We start from the raw sequence: 19,294 nt of genomic DNA, 5'->3' as shown, positions 1-19,294 counted from the left end.
TTTCCTCAGTAACCGAACCACGGACCGACAATGCGTACCGGCATGCCCAAACCTAGGATGAATGCGGCACTGCACGCCGCACCCAGAAACAGGCCGTACAGCCCCATGGCAATTGGCCGAAACGGACGCGACGCGAAGGATGCAATCAGACTGCAAAGCGCGACGGATATAAGCAGGCCAGCGCCGCGAACCGTAAGGCCGAATATCACGATAGAGGCGATGATGATGACGACGCGCGAAGGATTGACGCGCAAGGCCTCACCAGCCGTGCCCATCCTGATGCCTTTCAACGCAACAATCACCCCCATGATGATAACGCCAACTGCGACCATCGCTGGAAAGCCACCGGGGCCAATTCTGCGCAGTGTGCCAAACGACAAATCGAGACTGCCAATCAGAAACAGACTGCCGATCAATATGAACAGCAGACCTGAGAGTAATTCGGTATTCAGACGTGAGGACATTATCTTACCTCGTTTCTTCTGGTGGTCTTGCGCGGATCTGGGACCAGATCCGCCGGTCGGTAGGCACGGACTGGTGGTGCGATACCATCAAAACGCGCTATTTCGACAAGGCACGAATTGGGGCTTGGCCCTTGTGCCAGACGTGAGGTGCCGTGATCAGCCGTGAGGACATTCGGGTTGCCGTTCAGTTCCAGTGAACCTGCAACGGAAGGGTCGGATGGGTCAAACCATGCGCCAGTTGCAAGTTGCACGACCCCTTCCCTCACAGCGTCCGTTATCGAAACGCTCGCAAGGCATGCCCCGCGTGGGCTCGTGATCGTGACTGTGTCGCCATCTGCCAGATTTCGTTTTGCAGCATCTTTCGGGTGGATACGCACAGGTTGACGACCTGAAGCCTTGGTACGACGCGACGGTTTGGCATGGTCCCACTGACTATGCAGCTTGTCATGCGGCTGGCATGACAAAAGATGAAGTGGGAACTGCTGTGCAACCGGTGATCCCAGCCATTCCTTCGGTTCGAACCATGCCGGATGTCCGGGGCAATCATCATAAGCAAAGCCGGCAATGGTCTGTGAGCCGAGTTCAATGCGGCCTGACGGTGTGCGGAGTGGATGCGTCTGAGGGTTGGCTCTGAAATCTGCAAGCAGCGCGCGTTCCGGGGACTGTGCTGCCACTTCGACGATGCCGGTATTCTGGAAAGTCTCTATATCAGGCATATTGATGCCACGTGTGGCCGCGTTCACGCATGCCTGACCATACAGGCGCTCAAGCCACTGGTCCTCGCTCAGGCCTTCGGTGAACTCTGCCTCTACTCCCAGTCGGCCTGCAATGCGCCGCAGGATTTCGTGGTCGGTCACAATGCCCTCAGGCGGCGCTGCAAGGCTTGAAGACCAGCCGATAAAGCTGTCACGACCGCTGGCGATGACGTCATTGCGTTCCATGAACGTCGATGCCGGAAAAACGATATCCGCATGGCGCGCATGGGCGTTCCACCAGTGCTCATGCGCAATGATCGTGTCAGGCCTTTGCCACGCTTCGACAAGACGGTTGAGGTCCTGGTGATGGTGGAATGGATTGCCGCCAGCCCAATAGACAAGCTTGATATCCGGATAGGTACGACGGGTGCCATCATGGTCGTATTCGGTGCCGGGATTAAGCAACATATCTGCAATACGGGCGACCGGGATGTAGTCGGTGATTGGGTTTTTGCCCTGAGGCAGGGATGGCCAGTTGATCGGTGATGCGGGCTGGCCGATGCTGCCGACTGAGGCATAACCGAAACCGAAACCCTGACCAGGCAAACCAATGCCGCCCAACAGACTTGCGAGCGCAATTGCCGCCCAGTAGGGCTGCTCGCCGTAATCGGCCCGCTGCAGCGACCACGACATCATGATAAAGGTCTTTTTTCTGGCCATCATCCGCGCCAGATCCGAAATCACTGCTGCGTCTACTTCGGTTATCGTGCTGGCCCAGGCGGCATTCTTTACGATACCATCCTGCTCACCCATCAGATAGGCGCGAAATGTCTCAAAGCCTTCTGTGTAGCTTGCAAGGAAATCCTGGTCGTGCAGATTCTCGGCGATCAGCGTGTGGGACAATGCCAGCAGCAATGCGGTGTCGGTACCGGGTCTAAGTGGCTGCCACTCGGCAGATAATTCGGCTTCTGTATCATCGCGCACCGGCGAGATATTCAGCAAACGTGCACCGGAATCCCGGCAGGCAAGAAGTGCACTGCGTGCGGTATGGCGTGTGATGCCACCGGCATTAACCTGCGCATTGCGCAACGGGGTGCCGCCAAACATCACAATAAATTCGGAATGCCCGGCAATCTGTCCCCACGGCGTATGGCCGCTGACAAGACCGTTCAGGTTGCCGATGACATGCGGAAGAATGACTTCACCCGCTGCGTAACTGTATGTCTGAACGGAGCGAACCGAGCCGCCCGCCATGTTGAAGAAACGCTTGAGCTGGCTCTGCGCATGATGGAAGCGTCCTGCACTCGACCACCCGTAGGAACCTGAAAAAATCGCGCCATTGCCGTAGGTTTGCCGGACACGGCTTATCTCCGAGGCGACGAGGTCAAGAGCCTCGTCCCAGGATACTTCGACAAATGGTTCGGCGCCCCGTCGACCATGGTCCGTTCCTGGGCCATGTTCGAGATAGGAGCGCCGTATTGCGGGCCTGAGGATGCGCGACGGCGACAGCCGATCTTGCGTCAGTTCCGTGCCGAACATGGCCGGATCCGGATCTTCACGAAAAGGCTTCAGGCCTCCGGACTTGCTGTCATGTTCGTAAAATCCCCAATGGCTCCCGACAAGCTTCCGCTGTCGGGAGGGCTCCGAAAAATCCTTATTTTTCATGAGGTTTACCGGAGCCTTGCTCATTTTACTCGACCTTGATGCCAGCCGAATCTACGATTTCGCCATAACGCTTGGTTTCGTCGACAACGAAAGCTTTCAGGTCTGCACTGTTCTTATACATCGGCTCGAAACCGAACACAGTGAGTTTTTCCTTGAACTTGTCGGAGTTGACGACCTTGGACACTGCTGCGTCGAGGTATTCGGTAGCTTTCGGATCAAGGTTCTTGGGTGCCCACACGCCGTACCAGGACACCATGTCCAGTGGCTGCATGCCACTTTCTTCAACGGTCGGGATTTCTGGAGCAAGAGCCGAACGCTTGAGGCTGGTAACAGCCAGAGCCTTCAGGCGACCTGCCTTAACGTGTGGCAGCGACGACAGCATCGGGTCAGCCATCAGCTGAACCTGACCACCCATCAGATCGGTAAGAGCCGGACCTGCGCCCTTATAGGTCACGACATCAGTATCAACGCCAGCCTGTGCCTTCAGCACTTCGACTGCAAGGTGGCCAGCAGAGCCGTAGCTCGATGTTGCGAAGTTGAAACCTTCCGGATCAGCCTTCACTTCTTCAAAGAACTCCTTGAGAGTGTTGGCTTTTGTGGATGTCGGTGTAACGACCAGCAGCGGACCTGCGGCGATACCGGCGATGTGGGTGAAGTCGTTGAGAACGTCAAACGGCACGTTCTTGTTGATCAGCGGTGTGACCACATGGATCGATGCATTGAGAAGCAGTGTGTAGCCATCCGGCTCTGCCTTGGCGACTTCTGCGGAGCCAACAACACCACCTGCACCACCGGCGCGGTTATCAACGACAAATGTCTTGCCTGTTGATTCAGACAGTTCAGCGGCAAGCACGCGGGCTACACCGTCAACGGCGCCACCTGGTGGGTATGGCACAACGATGCTGATTGCGCGTGCAGGGAATTCCTGTGCAACGGCAACGCCACCGGAGATGGCAGCGAGCGATGCGGCAAGAAGCAATGATCCAATATTTTTCATGTCTGGTGGCTCCTTCTGAATTCAGGATACAGATGTACGTTCGCTGCGGAAATGCGCAGCGTTAAACAGTGCGGTGGCTTGTCAGCTACCGTAGAATGGGGTGTGCCGAAACCCTAGTAGGTTCCGGGGTATTGACCTCCGTCAACGAGCAGATTTTGTGCGGTAACAAAACCGGCCTTCGTTGAACACAGGAATGCAATATAAGCGCCGATCTCGTCCGGATCGCCGTAACGACCGGCCGGGTTCTGTGAGGCCCGTTCTTTCCAGATGTCATCGAACGGGCGGCCACTTTGCTCTGCCAGTACTCTGACATGCTCGCGCTGGCCATCCGAGGCAATAATTCCGGGAAGAACATTGTTGATCGTCACATTGTGACTGACGGTCTGGCGCGCCAGGCCAGCGACAAAGCCCACCAAGCCAGAACGCGCAGCATTCGACAGGCCAAGTTCTGGCTGTGCGATCTTGACGCTGCGGGATACGATATTGACGATGCGGCCGAAACCCCTGTCCATCATGCCATCGACAGTCAGACGTATCATGTCGATCGGCGTCAGCATCATGCGGTCCATGCCGCGCAGCCAATCTTCGCGTTTCCAGTTTCGAAAATCGCCAGGCAATTCCCCATCGGCATTGTTGACCAGAATATCCGGGTTGGGGCATGCAGCGAGCGCGGCTTGCCGTCCCTCGGCACTGGTGATGTCGGCCGCAACGGTCGTGACGCGGGCGCCGGTCTTGGAGCGGATTTCCGCAGCCGTTTCCTCGAGCGTTTCCGCAGTGCGGGCAACAATCGTCAAATCCACATTTTCATGTGCAAGCGTCATCGCCGCTGCTTTACCCATGCCACGGCTTGCGCCGGTGACGAGAGCTTTTCTGCCAGAAATCCCGAGGTCCATCTGTCTCTCCTTAGGCGGCGAGAGCTGCAGTGTTGATCTTCCAGCCGTACACCTTGTCGAGGCCAAGTTCCTGTACGATGCGAACGCCGCGTGCCAGTGCTTCACCTTCGAGGCCGGTCAGCGGACGGCGCAATTCACCAGCAGGCAGACCAACGGCCTTCATAAGCGACTTTACGGCAACCGGGTTGATGGCTGAGTAGTTGTAGTGCAGCAGCGGAAGCAGGCGCAGGTAATTGTCGCGGAAACCTTCGGCTTCGGTGTAGCTGGTCCATGGACGCGACATGACGGCCACTTCGGCAGGCGCAATGTTGCCGCCCATGTTGGCCGTACCGTGGCCGCCGAGGCTCATTGTCGGAACGACAAGGCCTAGATTGGGGCTGTCGCAGCACATGACCGAAACGTCTGGGCGTGCCGCGAGAACTTGGGCAACCTGACCAACACGTGCCGTCGATTCTTTGTGAATGACGTAGTTCGGGTGCTTGAAGATGCGCAGCAGGTGGTCCCAATGCAGGTCGCTCTTGACGCGTGGCGGGTTGTTGTAAAGGCCAAGTGGCAGGTCTGTTGCATCAGCGATCTCAAGGAAGTAACGCTCAATGTCGGCTTCTGGTGCGCAGATATAGGCTGGGGCGGCGAGGATCGCGCCATCGGCACCGTTATCCTTGGCGAACTTGACGTTGTCGATTGTGGTGTCGGTGTTGTTGCCCGTGCAGCCAAAGAAGATTGGCATCTTCTCGGACTTCATCTTTGAGGTCTCGACGATGATCTTGCGCTTTTCGTCCTGCGACAGCATCGACACTTCACCGGTCGAGCCCATGATGAGGACCGCAGAGGTGCCATTGGCCTCATGGAACTGCAGCAGTTCACGGAACGCGCCGATATCGACAGCGCCAGAGCGATCAAATGGCGTGATAAGCGCGACGAAAGAACCGGTAATTTTCTTGGCTGCTGAGGACATTGAGGCTGCTCCATCGGAGAATAAACAATGTTTCAAACATAGTTTTAAATCCATTTCAGTCAACGACTATAAATGGTCAAAATGCCCATGAATGCAGCATGGTTTGCTCAATATATTATCAGAAATAGAAAACTATTCCGGCTGAGCGAGGACTGCGTCTTTTTGCGTGATTTTGACAGCTGGTGCCAGGAAACCGGCGCAGACGAATGTGGTCAGTTGCGCGATGATCTGCTCATCATCGTCAGTGTCACAAAGACCGCCGGACAGGTTTTTGAGACGGTAGGTTGCGTGGTCTGAATCCGTCAACACCTGCATGACGGAGCCGATGGCAAAATTGTAGCGCCAAAAAATGTCACGACGCTCAAGCGAAGGTACGGCGTGACCGAAGGCATCGATGAAACGAAACACCGCTGGGTCGACGCGGCGCAAAAAAAACCGTGTGGTGATTTCTCTTGGACGCGAGCGAACCTGCTGGATCATTCGGATCAGCGGACGGTCACCAACGGCATCGCGGCTGAACTGCACCATCGGGCGCACCAGCGCCTCGGCAACATCCTGCAATGTTGGCAGGTTTGGATGCGCCGATTTCTGACAGGCCTCCAGTGCGGCGATACGCGCAGTGGTATAGGGCTCCATCATGATACTCAGCACTTCGCTGATCAGTTCATCCTTGGAGCCGAAGTAATAATTGATGGCGGCCACATTAACGTCGGCGCGCAGAGTGATCTCGCGCACGGTTGCCAGATCGAAGCCCTGTTCGATGAAAACGGCGCGTGCTGCGACAATAATACGCTCGCGCGGATCCTCGGTACGCTCGATCGGCCCATTGGATGACGCTGGAGTCTTGGCTTTTTTTGCCATCTATTTTGGCTCTCTCGTTCCGTCTGGCACCCGGAATCGGAATTGCCCTCTCTATTGAATGCTCTGTAGCATGTTACAACAAATAGGTGCGACCCCCATAATTCGACGAAAAATTTGTGCCGCGTATAAGTTCTGGGCCAGATGTTATTTTGTCCGTATCTCGGGTGAAGGCACGATCGACTTGTTGCGAATGCGTGATGCCGTCCTGTAGTCACGCGGCGTCAACCCTGTTTCCATCCGGAAATAACGGTTGAAGTTGGACAGGTTATTGAAGCCTGCTTCAAAGCAGATGTCGGTAATCGGCATCTCGGTTTCGGCAAGCAAGGTACGGGCGCGCCACACACGCACCGAGCGAATATAGGTTGAGAAGGTCATGCCGGTCAGTCGTCTGAATGCGCGGGAAAATGCCGAAGGGTCCAGCCCCACAGTCTCGGCAACCTCATGCATTTGTGTATCAGGTCTGGATTGCAAAATCTGAATTGCCTGGTCAATGCGGCGATGGCGTTTGTCGGATAACTCGCCATAGAGCGATATGAAATGTTCTGTCGCCAATGCACGCTTGCGCGGTGCAGCTTCGATCGCGTTCAGAATTTCTAGAAACAATCCCAAGCCAACTGAGCCTTTTCGGCTATTTAATTCAACAATCATCTCTCCAATATCAATGGCTTCCGACCCTAGAATTTCAATGCCTCTGCGAGACATCGGTTTCAGACGGTGCAGCACGTCGAGTTCTGGGCAGATGGCGCGGGCCTGCATCAACGTATCCGCATCGAATTGCAAAACGAGGTCACGACCCGGCAGGCTTGGGGCGCCGGGGGTGATCCAGTTATGCGGCAGGTTGGTCCCGGTTAGAACTAGGTGACCCGGTTTGAACGGGCCGACATAGTCGCCGACATAAGCAAAACCCGCAGCGTCAGAGATGTAATGAATTTCCCACTCCGGATGATAGTTCCAGATACAGATCGGGTTGGGATAATCATCCCGCCGGATGAGGTAGGACATGTTGTCCGGAAGAATGATTTGTTCGCGCGTCGCAGTATAGGTATCTGACACCGAGTGGGGAAAATCTGATGATATACGCATGTGTATCTCTCATCATTGGCGTGATAATGTCAAAATAGTATCAGTTAACGGTAAAAAGCCAACTAGTTCCCAACCAATGTTTTTCGAAAATAGGCGCGTGGGCTGTACAGGAGTGCAGCTTCTGAGGGAGGAAATCATGTTGAAGACTTTACTCCGCACTGGTTGTGCGGCGATTGCGCTTTTTGCTGCGTCCAATACTTTTGCTGCCCAGTGCAGCGCGGATGTCCGTATTCTTGCACAGCCACGTGACGGCCTGACGCTGCTGGAAGATTATGTTGATGAGTTCGAGGAGCTGTCCGGTGCAGGCTTTGAAATCAGCTATCTGAATGAAAATGACCGCCGCGCCAAGTCGCAAGCCGATGCATCGACCGTTGGTAGCTTCAACGTTTATTACGTTGATGAGGCAAACCTAGCACTCTTTGCATCTTCCGGCTGGATTGTACCGCTTGATGGCCTTTATCCGGCTGAATATGACTACAACGACTTCGACGCAGGTATGCGCGCTGCTGCGACCTACGACGGCAAGCAGTGGTTTGCACCGGTACAGGGCGGCGGCGACCTGATGGTTTATCGCATCGACCTGCTCGAAAAGGCTGGCATTCAGCCACCTAAGACATGGGACGAATATCTCGCCGCCGTGAAAAAATTGCACGATCCGGCAAATGGCATTTACGGTACGGCACTGCGTGGTCAGCGCGGTTCGGGTGCCAATGTCTGGCGCTGGATGCCACTGTTTAAGGCCAATGGCGGTGAATGGTTCAAGGATGGTCAGCCTGCATTCAACTCCGAAGCAGCTGTAAAGGCCACGCAGACATATCTTGATCTGTTCAAATATTCCGCTCCAGGCACTCAGACCGGTTCGTGGGATGAATCCACCGGCGCCTTCCGCGCTGGCAAGGTTGCTATCCTGGTAGAATCCGCACCACTCGGCGGCATGTCCGTCGACAAGGCGCAGAGCCAGGTTGCCGACAAGGTTGCATTCTCCGTTCCACCATCTCCACTGCCAGGCGCTGGTTATGCCCATGGTTTCGCAGTGGCCTCCAAGGCAAATGCGACGGATGAGGAAAAGGCTTGCGCCGGTCTGTTTGTTGCATGGGCGACCTCCAAGGAACAGGAAGCTCGCCGTCTCGCTGCCGGTCAGCCGGGTGAGTTGACCAGAACCAGCACCTACCAGAGTGCAGAATATGCCAAGACATTCGGTCAGAACCTTTCTGACGCGATGGCAGAGACCGGCAAGCACACGCAGGTGACGTTCTGGCAGGATGCTCGCTGGCAGGAGCTGGGCAATCAGTGGGGCATCATGCTCGAAGAGCTGATCACCGGCAGCCGTACCGATATCAAGGGCACTCTGGACGAACTTGAAGCCTTCGCCCGCAAGCTCTGATGCTGCATAATCAAAAACAGGGCGCGCTTTCATGCGCGCCCATCTTTTCAGCCTAGGATCTGCTGTGATGCGACGCGGACGTTCACTGCCCTATGTATTTCTGGGGCCGACCCTTTTGATCTTGGTCGTGCTGGCACTGGTGCCCACGGTCTATGCGGTCAATATTTCTTTGCAGAACCGGACACTATCCCAACCAGTGGCCGACTACATCTGGTTTGCAAATTACATTGCTCTCTTTTCGGATGCGCGTTTTCTCAATGCCCTCTGGGTATCGGTAAAATGGGAAGTCATCAGCGTCAGCTTGACCATGTTGACAGGCATCGGACTTGGTATTGCGATGTTTGAAGCTGCTGGACCGCGCATGCGCAATGTGCTGTGTCTACTTTTCATCATTCCGGTTCTGTTGCCGCGCGTTTGTGCTGCATTCGTCTGGAAATTCGGCTTTCATCCGCTTTACGGTGCGTTGACGTGGCCGGTGCGTGAATTGACGGGCAGCACCCCTGATATTCTCTCGACACCTTGGGGTGCCCTTCTGGCTGTTGCCTTCGTTGATGTTTGGCAATGGGGATTGTTCTTCGCGGTTATCATTTTGAAGTTGCTGGAATCTCTGCCGCCGCAACCGCTCGAAGCTGCGCGCATTGACAAGGCAAGCCGTTGGGAAATTCACCGCTTCGTGACATTACCGATGTTGAAGGCGCCACTGATCAGTCTTCTGCTGGTGAAAGCGATTGAAAGCTTGCGCTCTTTCGATCTTGTCTATGTCATGACCCGAGGTGGTCCGGGCATTTCAACCGAAACGCTCGATATGTATGCCTATTCGCAAGGCTTTATTGAATCCGGCAAGATTTCCTATGCGTCTTCAATGGCGGTCATCATGATGGTGCTGACAGTCGTAACCTTTACCTTTACCTGGAAGAGGTTGAACCGATGAAGATTTCCACCATTCTCCTTCGGCTGGTGCTGATCGTTGCTGCGGCGTTTGTCGTCCTGCCGCTTCTCTGGACGCTACTGAATGCGTTCAAAACCAATGCGGATCTGCTGGTCAGTACACCAAAGCTGTTTTTCCAGCCTGTCTGGGACAATATGAGTTACGTGTTGAACCGTCGCTCTGTGGCACGGGCTTTGACCAACTCGGTCATTATCTGCTCGTCGGCCGTGGTGATCGGTGCCATCATTGGCGTTCCCGCGGCTTATGTGATCGCCCGCTTCAAGAACCGGCTGACCGCAGAAGCGCAGTTCTTTGTTCTGTCGCTGCGTTTCCTGCCGCCCGTCGCGATTGCTATTCCGATGCTGGTGATCTGGCTGGGCCTCGGTCTCTACGATTCACGCCTGTCGCTGATCGTAACCTATCTGATCGTTACAGCGTCGATTACGATCTGGTTGTCCGTTCCTGCCTTTGAGCGTGTGAGCATTCACGTCGAAGAAGCGGCCCGGGTCGATGGGCTTGGGCCTTATGCGACATTCTTCCGCGTGGCATTGCCAATTGCCCGGTTCCAGATTTTCGGCGCGATCGCCTTTTCTTTCGTGCTCGTCTGGAATGAGTTCCTCTTGGCAATGATGCTTACCACATCCAATGCGAAAACCTTGCCAATCATCGCATCCGAAATGTCCCAGCTCGGCATGAATGTGCCCTGGGGTATTCTAAACGCTGCCGTCGTTCTTTTGTCCCTGCCCCCTCTTATCCTGCTTGGATTGCTGGCGGGCGGTCTGAATGCCGCATTCTCGAAAAAACAAAATCAGGGTTGATTATTCAATGAAAGCACTTGTCCTGGAACGCGTTGGCGAATTGAACCTGCGCGATATCGATCTGCCCCAGACCATGGGACCGGATGACGTCCGTATTCGCCTGCATACGGTTGGTGTGTGCGGCAGTGATGTGCACTACTACACACATGGTCGTATTGGTGATTTCGTGGTCAACGAGCCAATGGTGCTCGGTCATGAGGCCGCCGGTACGGTTATTGAGGCTGGTGCCAACGTCACCCATCTCAAAGTCGGTGACCGCGTTTGCATGGAACCTGGCATTCCTGACCCGATCTCGCGTGCATCGCGCCTTGGCATCTATAACGTCGACCCTGCCGTTACCTTCTGGGCGACGCCGCCTGTTCACGGCATTCTGTGCCCGGAGACCGTGCATCCTGCCGGTTTCACCTACAAGCTGGCTGACAATGTTTCCTTCGCGGAAGGTGCGATGGTCGAGCCTTTTGCTGTTGGTATGCAGGCGGCTGCCCGCGCCCACATCACGCCCGGCGATACAGCCGTTGTCATGGGCTGCGGCACCATCGGCATCATGGTTGCTCTGGCGGCACTGGCTGGTGGTTGCTCGCGCGTATTGATTTCGGACCTGTCCGAAACCAAGCTGAAGTTGGCTGAGACCTATGAAGGCATCACCGGCATCAATCTGCGCGAAAAAGATATTGTCAGCGCGGTGAATGAGGCGACAGAAAATTGGGGCGCAGACATCGTGTTTGAATGCTCCGGTGCACCTGCTGCCATACGTGACCTGTTCAAGGTCGTGCGTCCGGGCGGCACTGTCGTTCTGGTTGGTTTACCGCCGGAGCCGGTTCCTTTCGATATTGCTGCAGCCTGCGCCCGTGAGTGCCGTATCGAGACCGTGTTCCGCTACGCAAACGTCTTTGACCGTGCACTGGCGCTGATTGCTGCTGGCAAGGTCAATCTAAAGCCGCTCGTTTCGGACACATATAATTTCGATCAATCGATTGCCGCTTTTGAGCGGGCTGCCGAAGGGCGCCCTGAAGATGTGAAGCTGCAAATCGTGCTGGATAAGGAAACGAGCTGATGGCTACAGTCGAATGCCGTTCCATCCGTAAGGTTTATGGTTCGCTTGAAGTCATGCGAGACTTCAACCTGTCGATCAATGACCATGAATTCGTGGTGTTCCTCGGCCCGTCGGGCTGCGGAAAATCCACCATGCTTCGCATGATTGCCGGTCTGGAAGATATCTCTGGCGGCGATCTTCTCATCGGCGGTCAGCGTATGAATGACCGCGATCCCGGTGATCGTGGTATTGCCATGGTGTTCCAGAACTACGCGCTTTATCCGCACATGACCGTTCGCGAGAACATCGTATTCGGTCTTGAACGTGCGGGAGTTGCAAAGGATGCCATCAACGCACGTCTGGCACCGGTCGTCGAAGCGCTGGGGCTCAACGTCTATCTGTCGCGCAAACCGACAGAGCTCTCCGGTGGTCAGCAGCAACGCGTGGCGATTGCGCGTGCTATGATCAAGACACCGGAAGTGTTTCTGTTTGACGAGCCGCTTTCAAACCTCGACGCCAAGCTGCGCGGAAGCCTGCGAGTTGAAATCGCCCGTCTGCACCATGACTTGAAAACCACCAGCATCTATGTGACGCATGATCAGCTTGAGGCGATGACGTTGGCTGATCGCATCGTGCTGATGAAGGATGGTCATATCGAACAGATGGGTACGCCAGAGGAGATCTATCAGACGCCTGCCACATTGTTTGCAGCAGGTTTCATCGGTACGCCGAACATGAACTTCCTGGAGCTACAGGCATCAGATGGCGTTTTGGCTGGTGATACAGTCAACTTGGGCGCACCTTTCAATGTCCGCCCCGGTGCTGTGACAGTTGGTATTCGTCCTGGCGCTTTTCGCCTGAACGAAACGGCCGGAACCTTCCGTGGACAAGTTGATCGCAACGAGTTTCATGGCGAAACACGTCTGGTAACACTGAAGAATGGTCGCCATGAATTCAGCGTCGCACTTCCAGCTGAAACGCGCCTGAATGAGGGGCAAAACATCGGCTTCGACGTCGATCCCGCAAACCTGCACCTGTTCGATACGACGAGTGGACAACGTCTGTCAGCCTGATCGACTACACCAGTCCCGGCAAAACAGGCATTAAAAAGTTTACCCCCACCAGACGGTTTGTCAGGTGGGGGTATTTTGTTACCAGGTTCGGCGCAGTGTGACGGCGAACGACCGGCCCGGATTGTAGAAGTCTGCTCCAAAACCGCCATAGGCGACGTACTTCTTGTCGAACAGATTGCTGACATTCAGATCCAGCGATGTGTTTTCCTGAATCTTGTAGTTGAACGACGCATCGAAAACGACGTTGTTTCCAGTTTTTTGCGTGTTTGCATCGTCGAAGTAGTAAGACCCAATGTAACGAGCACCCAATCCAAACGTCATGTCGCCAATGGTGTCGTTACCTTCAAGCGTATAGTTACCCCAAACAGAGGCTGTGTGATTTGGAACGAAAGAAAGTTCGTTGCCATCTGTCCTTTGCGGACCACTCTCGAGAATTTTTGAGTTGAGGTATGAGTACGAGGCCGTCACGCTGAGGTTGTTGGTGATTTCCGCTTTCGCCTCTAGATCAAGGCCACGAACGCGCGCCTTCCCTATCGTTGTTACTACGCGGGTATTTGGATCCGTAACCGCAAAGTCTTCACGTGTCAGGTCGTAAATGGAGGCACTGAATAGCGCTGGGAAACTGTCTGGCCGATATTTCACACCAATCTCGTACTGTTCACCCAGCTCTGCCTTGGTAAGGACGGAGGACGGAACGGCCGACTGCGCGTAACTGGCATATGCCATAAATTCTTCTGTAAATTTATAGGAGAGGCCGAAACGAGACGTAAACTCGCTTATATCGCCTGAAGACCTCGTGTCGTTTAGAATGTCATTTTGATTTATGTCCATCCAATCATTACGCAAACCAACAGATGCAGTCACCTTATCTAGGAATGTGAGATCCTGTTGAATATACAGTGACTTTGTATCTTGGTGACTTTTTAATTGCTCTATCAGAGGGATAGAGGAAAGTGGGCCGCTATAGATCGGGTTGGTCCAGTCTATACCTGGCGCAGTACCTAGCCACGATGGTGGACCTTCGAAATAAGTCATATTGGTACTGGATAGCGTGTTGTAAGTTAAACCAACCAGTGTCTTACTGTCGATATCGTTGAAGCTTGTTTCGTATAGCAAATGGGAATCAATGACGAAGTTTTCATCTGAATAATCGTTAGCAAAGAACCCACGTTCGGCAATGGTCGAGCCACTGGTCGGCGTAGACGCAATATATGCGTAACCAAAATCGGTGTTTGCATTACTGTACCGGGCATTTGTACTGAAACTCAGACCTGAGCCAAAATCATGATCGAACATGACGCTCAAGGAGTTTCTGTTGACACCGCGATAATTAAAATCCGGCTCGCCGAAGAAACGACTTCTGCTGAAATCCGTGCCGACGGGATGGCCACCACTTCCCGGTACGCCATCGGTATTGAGGTGGTCATAGACCACAGTCAGGCTGGTGACGTCAGTTGGCCGCCACGTAAGGCCGCCCATGAAGAATTTCTCGTCATCATTCGAGAAGTCGAACTCGGCATTGGCATTTTTCACCTTGCCCGTAATGCGATAAGATAGCGTGTCGTCCTCAGTGATGTTGTCGCCAAAGTCGATCCCAGTTTCGGCGCGGTCGTAAGATCCCCCGGTCACATAAGCTTCGCCAAATCTTTCACTTTTGGGTCGCTTGGTCATGTAGTTGACGGCACCACCTGGGTCAGAAACGCCGAATGTTGCGGAGTTGGCACCTTTAAGTACTTCGACGCGTTCATATGCGAAAGGCTCTTCACGGAGACCACCAAAGGGACGTCCGATCAAAAGGCCGTCGCGATACATATAGGCATCGAAACCGCGAATCTTGAAATAATCAAACCGGTCGTCTGAGCCGTAAAAATCAGTTGTGACGCCAGCGGTGTACTGCAACACTTCTTCGACGTTCTGCGCGCCACGTTGCTGGATTTCTTTTGACGTGATCACAGAAACGCTGGCAGGCGTGTTCATGATGTCCGTGGCGATCTTGCCGCCACTGGTTGTTTTGGTGGCAACAATGGATTTGCTGTCATCATCCGCACCGGCGCCATCGATAGTAATGGTTTGCAAAACAGTATTGGTACCCGAACTTTCGGTATCCTGCGCCAGCGATGTTACCGGCGAAAAAGCGATCAGTGCCGTGCATCCAAGAAGGGCAGCATTGCGAGAATGAAGACGGGACCGTTTGCCTGTGCTGCCGTTTTTTTTGCTGTGCATGTCCAAATTCCAGAGGTTGGCGTTGTTGTTGCTGGTCACCAACAGGGTGCTTTTCGCAGTCCTTTGCCGAAGCGGTTCTGTGCGTCGCTTTGATGCGGAATGGCACGGACTGTGGCGATACCCTGTATTCACCTTCCGCGCTTGTTAACTTGAGGCGTACAGTCTGGTATTGTAGATTCCTCTGGTTTTGTATGAAACTCCGGAAACTTTGACGCGCTGCCGGTTGGTCGTTTGCGTAAGCCTTGACGCATCCCCATTAAACTGGAACTGGAAAGCCAACTTTAAATATCAAGGAGGGTTGGCCGTGCCAAGGTTCTTCGGTTTTTACGCAATGGTGGTTGTGACATGCCTTTCATTGCTGGCATTCACACAGGTCCGTGCAGACGAAAACACGTCTTATCCGATCGTCATCAAACATGCGTTGGGAACAACCACGATTGCCAAAAAGCCAGAGCGCGTCGCGACTGTCGCTTGGGCCAATCATGAAGTTCCGTTGGCATTGGGCATTGTTCCCGTTGGTTTTGCAGCAGCCAATTTTGGCGATGACGATGGCGACGGTCTGTTGCCATGGGTCGCTGAAAAGCTGAAAGAGCTTGGTACTGAAAAGCCCGTGCTGTTTGATGAGGGGGATGGAATTGACTTCGAGGCCGTCGCTGCAACCCAGCCGGACGTCATTCTCGCAGCCTATTCCGGCCTCAGTCAGGCCGATTACGACACGTTGAGCCAGATTGCACCGGTTGTTGCCTATCCGGAGTCATCCTGGGCGACTGATTGGCGCGATATGATCCGCTTTAACAGCGCCGGGCTCGGCATGGCGAAAGAAGGCGATTCACTAATTAAGCGGATTGAAAAGGAGATCACTGATACTGTCGCTGGGCATCCTCAGCTTGTGGGCAAGTCGGCAATGTTTGTGACGCATCTCGACACCACGAACCTCAGCATCGTCAATTTTTATACCGCCAATGACACTCGCGTGAAGTTTTTTACCGATCTCGGTCTTAAGTCACCCAAGAGCGTTTTGGATGCAACCACCAAGGGCCAGTTTGCTGCGGGCGTCAGTGCAGAACGTGTCGACGCCTTTGATGATGTTGATATCGTCGTGACTTACGGCAGCCAGGCCTTGCTGGATGCGGTGAACGCTGATCCCCTGCTTTCGCGAATGCCCGCAGTCGCCAATGGCGCAATCGTCATGCTGGGCCGCAATCCACTCGGTACTGCATCCAATCCAACACCATTGTCGATTTCGTGGGTGTTGAAAGACTACGTCAATCTGCTTGCCGAGGCGGCGGGAAAGTCCAAATGATATTGAATAAAGGGTCCTCGCAGGCTGCGAAGGCTTTTCCCGGAAATACCCGCCGTTCGCGGTTATTAGGTTTGGTTGTAGTGCTGGCAGCACTTGCTTTTTTGTGCGCCTTGTCGGTCGCGATCGGTACACGAGACGTGTTTTGGAGCGATATCTTAATGGCATTGCGTGGCCATACGGATAATATAAGCCAAGCTGCTGTCGCAGTCCGACTGCCAAGGACTCTGCTTGCATTGCTTGCGGGCGCTTCACTCGGTTTGGCAGGTGCGATCATGCAGGGCGTTACCCGCAATCCTTTGGCTGATCCCGGCATTCTCGGCGTCAATATGGGTGCGTCTTTGGCGGTCGTGGTGGGTGTGGCGTGGTTCAGTATCGCGTCGGCATACGCCTACATCATGGTTGCCATCTTAGGTGCCGGCATTTCAGCTGTTTTTGTTTACGTCATCGGCTCGATGGGGCGCGGCGGTGCGACACCGCTCAAATTGGCACTGGCTGGTGCCGCGACATCGGTCGCTTTTTCCTCTTTGGTTATCGCTGTAGTCTTGCCACGCAATGATATTGCGGGCGGCATTCGCGCCTGGCAGATCGGTGGTGTTGGTGGGGCGACATTTGAGCGTATTTCTCATGTGCTGCCGTTTCTGATCGTTGGTTTTGCGATCAGCCTATTGTCGGCTCGCAAGTTGAACTCATTGGCGCTCGGCGATGAATTGGCCGCTGGTCTGGGCGAACGTGTTGCGACTGCCCGGGCCATAGCGTCATTCGGGGCAATCCTCTTATGTGGTGCAACGACTGCGATTTGTGGTCCGATCGGTTTCCTTGGTCTCGTCGTTCCACATCTGTGCCGCCTGCTGGTGGGGGTAGACCACCGTTGGCTATTGCCTTTCTCGGCCTTGAGTGGAGCTTGCCTACTACTGGCCGCGGACATTATGGGACGCATCGTGGCACGGCCTGCCGAGTTGGATGTGGGCATTGTCACTGCACTCGTCGGGGCGCCGTTTTTTATCTGGATTGTCAGGCGGCAAAGGGTGCGTGAATTATGAGCATGCTTTCCCCTGTCATCACCTCGATCGCTGGAAACCGGCGTCAGCGCGCTAGTGGCCGGTGGCTTGTTATCTCCGGTCTGGTGGTGTTGTTATGTGCCGTCTTTGCACTGACGCTGATGTCCGGCCAGACGTTTACGCCGCCGAAAGACGTTATCCGTGTGTTGCTTGGTGAGAATATCCCGGGTTTGAGTTTCACCGTTGGTCAGTTGCGGTTGCCGCGCGCTGTCCTGTCCATTGTTGCGGGACTTTGTTTTGGCATGGGTGGCGTCGCCTTTCAGATCATGCTCCGCAACCCACTCGCCAGCCCTGACATTATCGGCATCAGTTCCGGCGCAAGTGCCGCTGCGGTTTTTGCCATTGTTGTCCTGTCGCTCAGCGGGCCGATCGTGTCAGTTTTCGCCGTCGTCTCCGGGCTTGGTATTGCGCTGTTGGTCTATACTCTGTCGTTTCGCAACGGTGTTGCAGGGACGCGATTGATCCTTGTCGGCATTGGTGTCTCTGCCATGCTGCAGAGTTTTATTGCTTACATATTGTCTGTCGCGCCGGCCTGGAGCCTTCAGGAGGCGATGCGCTGGCTGACGGGCAGTGTGAACGGCGCACAGATGTCGCAGACACTGCCGCTCATTCTCGCCTTGGCTGCCTTCGGTGGACTGCTGCTGACCCGCGTTCGTGATCTGGAAGCCTTACGGCTCGGCGATGATACTGCCGCAGCACTTGGCGTGCGTGTCGCCAAGACACGGATCATCGTTATCATCGCATCGGTTGGAATGATCGCATTTGCCACAGCAGTGGCCGGGCCTATTGCATTTGTTGCTTTCCTCTCCGGGCCGATCGCTGCAAGGATCATGGGTAACAATGGTTCGTTGCTTGTGCCTTCGGCACTGGTCGGCGCAACGCTCGTTCTGGTTGGCGATTATTGCGGGCAATTCCTGTTGCCCAGCCGTTATCCGGTCGGTGTCGTTACAGGTGCGCTCGGCGCTCCCTACCTCATTTTCCTTATCGTGCGCGTCAATCGCGCCGGAGGTTCACTATGACTACCTATTCACTTGCCGCCACGAAACTTTCAGCCGGGTATGGCGATAGCGTCATTCTGAATGACCTCGATCTGGTGGTGCCACATGGCAAAATAACAGTGATTGTTGGCGCCAATGCCTGTGGCAAGTCGACACTGCTGCGCACCATGTCGCGGCTGATTACGCCGCGTGCAGGCCACGTGCTGCTTGACGGCAAGTCCATTCACAAAATGCCATCACGGGAACTGGCGAAAGTGATGGGGCTTTTGCCACAATCCCCTATCGCGCCTGAAGGTATCATGGTGGCAGACCTTGTCAGCCGCGGCAGGCATCCGCATCAGGGCATATTTGCGCGCTGGACATCAGCGGATGACGAAGCTGTCGCGACAGCGCTTATTGCCACCAAAACTGTCGAGCTGGCAGAACGACCGATCGACGAACTTTCCGGCGGGCAAAGGCAGCGTGTCTGGATTGCAATGGCACTGGCGCAGCAGACTGAAATCCTGTTGCTGGATGAGCCAACGACCTTCCTCGATATCAGTCATCAGATTGAGGTGCTGGATCTGTTGACCGATCTCAATCAGTCGCGTGGAACGACAATCGTCATGGTTCTCCACGACCTCAATCTGGCGGCTCGATATGCGGACCATCTTGTCGCCATGGCAGGTGGCCGACTGCACATCACGGGAAAGCCGGAAGAGGTCCTGACAGAGGACAATGTGCGGCAGGTGTTTGGCCTTGAGAGCCGCATCATCACCGACCCCACGTCAGGGCGCCCGCTGATGTTGCCAATGGGCAGGCATCAGATGATCGGTGAAGATGTCATGTAAGGACGAAATAGACGCAGCAATTATCAACGAGCT

17 protein-coding genes are annotated in these 19,294 nt (G+C 54.7%); 9 read left to right on the top strand and 8 right to left on the bottom strand.

The features are described from left to right. Nucleotides 1-5: 5 nt before the first annotated feature. From IB237_RS12875 to IB237_RS12845, 7 genes are all read right to left on the bottom strand, one after another. Complete coding sequence (locus tag IB237_RS12875; protein WP_192489072.1) at nt 6-464, bottom strand: tripartite tricarboxylate transporter TctB family protein; 459 nt, start codon at nt 462-464, stop codon at nt 6-8. After that, nucleotides 464-2,824 carry a molybdopterin guanine dinucleotide-containing S/N-oxide reductase gene (locus IB237_RS12870; protein WP_246787880.1) on the bottom strand — a complete coding sequence of 787 codons (2,361 nt, stop codon included), beginning with the start codon at nt 2,822-2,824 and terminating at the stop codon, nt 464-466. The genes IB237_RS12875 and IB237_RS12870 overlap by 1 nt, the downstream gene beginning before the upstream one ends. Before the next feature lie 25 nt (nt 2,825-2,849). After that, on the bottom strand, nt 2,850-3,821 hold the full coding sequence (locus IB237_RS12865) for a tripartite tricarboxylate transporter substrate binding protein (protein WP_192489070.1): 972 nt from the start codon (nt 3,819-3,821) through the stop codon (nt 2,850-2,852). A gap of 113 nt (nt 3,822-3,934) precedes the next feature. Further along, nucleotides 3,935-4,714 (bottom strand): SDR family oxidoreductase, encoded by a 780-nt coding sequence (locus IB237_RS12860; RefSeq protein WP_192489069.1) that lies wholly within the window; start codon nt 4,712-4,714, stop codon nt 3,935-3,937. Nucleotides 4,715-4,724: 10 nt separating this feature from the next. Further along, nucleotides 4,725-5,669 (bottom strand): 4-hydroxy-tetrahydrodipicolinate synthase, encoded by a 945-nt coding sequence (locus tag IB237_RS12855; RefSeq protein WP_192489068.1) that lies wholly within the window; start codon nt 5,667-5,669, stop codon nt 4,725-4,727. Nucleotides 5,670-5,801: 132 nt separating this feature from the next. Continuing rightward, nucleotides 5,802-6,530, bottom strand: a complete 729-nt coding sequence (locus tag IB237_RS12850; protein ID WP_192489067.1) for a TetR/AcrR family transcriptional regulator — start codon at nt 6,528-6,530, stop codon at nt 5,802-5,804. Nucleotides 6,531-6,674: 144 nt separating this feature from the next. Continuing rightward, nucleotides 6,675-7,613 (bottom strand): AraC family transcriptional regulator, encoded by a 939-nt coding sequence (locus IB237_RS12845; protein WP_192489066.1) that lies wholly within the window; start codon nt 7,611-7,613, stop codon nt 6,675-6,677. Between the two features lie 136 nt (nt 7,614-7,749). Here IB237_RS12845 and IB237_RS12840 point away from each other — a divergent pair, with 136 nt between their 5' ends. The 5 genes from IB237_RS12840 (at nt 7,750) to IB237_RS12820 (ending at nt 12,849) form a co-directional block, all read left to right on the top strand. Then, complete coding sequence (locus tag IB237_RS12840; RefSeq protein ID WP_192489065.1) at nt 7,750-8,997, top strand: sugar ABC transporter substrate-binding protein; 1,248 nt, start codon at nt 7,750-7,752, stop codon at nt 8,995-8,997. 67 nt (nt 8,998-9,064) lie between these two features. After that, on the top strand, nt 9,065-9,928 hold the full coding sequence (locus IB237_RS12835; RefSeq protein WP_192489064.1) for a carbohydrate ABC transporter permease: 864 nt from the start codon (nt 9,065-9,067) through the stop codon (nt 9,926-9,928). Continuing rightward, nucleotides 9,925-10,743, top strand: coding sequence for a carbohydrate ABC transporter permease (locus tag IB237_RS12830; protein WP_192489063.1), 819 nt, complete (start codon nt 9,925-9,927; stop codon nt 10,741-10,743). Before IB237_RS12835 ends, IB237_RS12830 begins: the two co-directional genes overlap by 4 nt. A 7-nt stretch (nt 10,744-10,750) precedes the next feature. Continuing rightward, nucleotides 10,751-11,797, top strand: a complete 1,047-nt coding sequence (locus IB237_RS12825) for an NAD(P)-dependent alcohol dehydrogenase (RefSeq protein ID WP_192489062.1) — start codon at nt 10,751-10,753, stop codon at nt 11,795-11,797. Beyond that, nucleotides 11,797-12,849: an ABC transporter ATP-binding protein gene (locus tag IB237_RS12820; RefSeq protein ID WP_192489061.1), complete on the top strand. Its 1,053-nt coding sequence runs from the start codon at nt 11,797-11,799 to the stop codon at nt 12,847-12,849. The genes IB237_RS12825 and IB237_RS12820 overlap by 1 nt, the downstream gene beginning before the upstream one ends. Before the next feature lie 78 nt (nt 12,850-12,927). Here the strand turns inward: IB237_RS12820 and IB237_RS12815 are convergent, their stop codons facing one another. Then, nucleotides 12,928-15,072, bottom strand: a complete 2,145-nt coding sequence (locus IB237_RS12815) for a TonB-dependent siderophore receptor (RefSeq protein ID WP_192489424.1) — start codon at nt 15,070-15,072, stop codon at nt 12,928-12,930. Nucleotides 15,073-15,403: 331 nt separating this feature from the next. Between IB237_RS12815 and IB237_RS12810 the strand changes: the two genes are divergently transcribed. Genes IB237_RS12810 through IB237_RS12795 form a run of 4 tightly spaced genes read left to right on the top strand, consistent with a single transcriptional unit; the run spans nt 15,404 to nt 19,261 of the window. After that, on the top strand, nt 15,404-16,375 hold the full coding sequence (locus tag IB237_RS12810; protein ID WP_192489423.1) for an iron-siderophore ABC transporter substrate-binding protein: 972 nt from the start codon (nt 15,404-15,406) through the stop codon (nt 16,373-16,375). Continuing rightward, nucleotides 16,372-17,415, top strand: a complete 1,044-nt coding sequence (locus tag IB237_RS12805) for an iron ABC transporter permease (protein WP_192489060.1) — start codon at nt 16,372-16,374, stop codon at nt 17,413-17,415. Before IB237_RS12810 ends, IB237_RS12805 begins: the two co-directional genes overlap by 4 nt. Next, a complete protein-coding gene (locus IB237_RS12800) occupies nt 17,412-18,452 on the top strand; it encodes an iron chelate uptake ABC transporter family permease subunit (protein WP_192489059.1) in 1,041 nt (346 codons plus the stop codon). The genes IB237_RS12805 and IB237_RS12800 overlap by 4 nt, the downstream gene beginning before the upstream one ends. Further along, on the top strand, nt 18,449-19,261 hold the full coding sequence (locus tag IB237_RS12795) for an ABC transporter ATP-binding protein (RefSeq protein WP_192489058.1): 813 nt from the start codon (nt 18,449-18,451) through the stop codon (nt 19,259-19,261). Before IB237_RS12800 ends, IB237_RS12795 begins: the two co-directional genes overlap by 4 nt. Nucleotides 19,262-19,294 lie beyond the last annotated feature (33 nt).

The organism is Agrobacterium sp. AGB01, from assembly GCF_014851585.1.
Taxonomy (GTDB): Bacteria; Pseudomonadota; Alphaproteobacteria; order Rhizobiales; family Rhizobiaceae; genus Agrobacterium.
The sequence above is the reverse complement of the archived record's forward strand: the minus strand, read 5'-3'. Positions and strand labels throughout refer to the sequence as shown.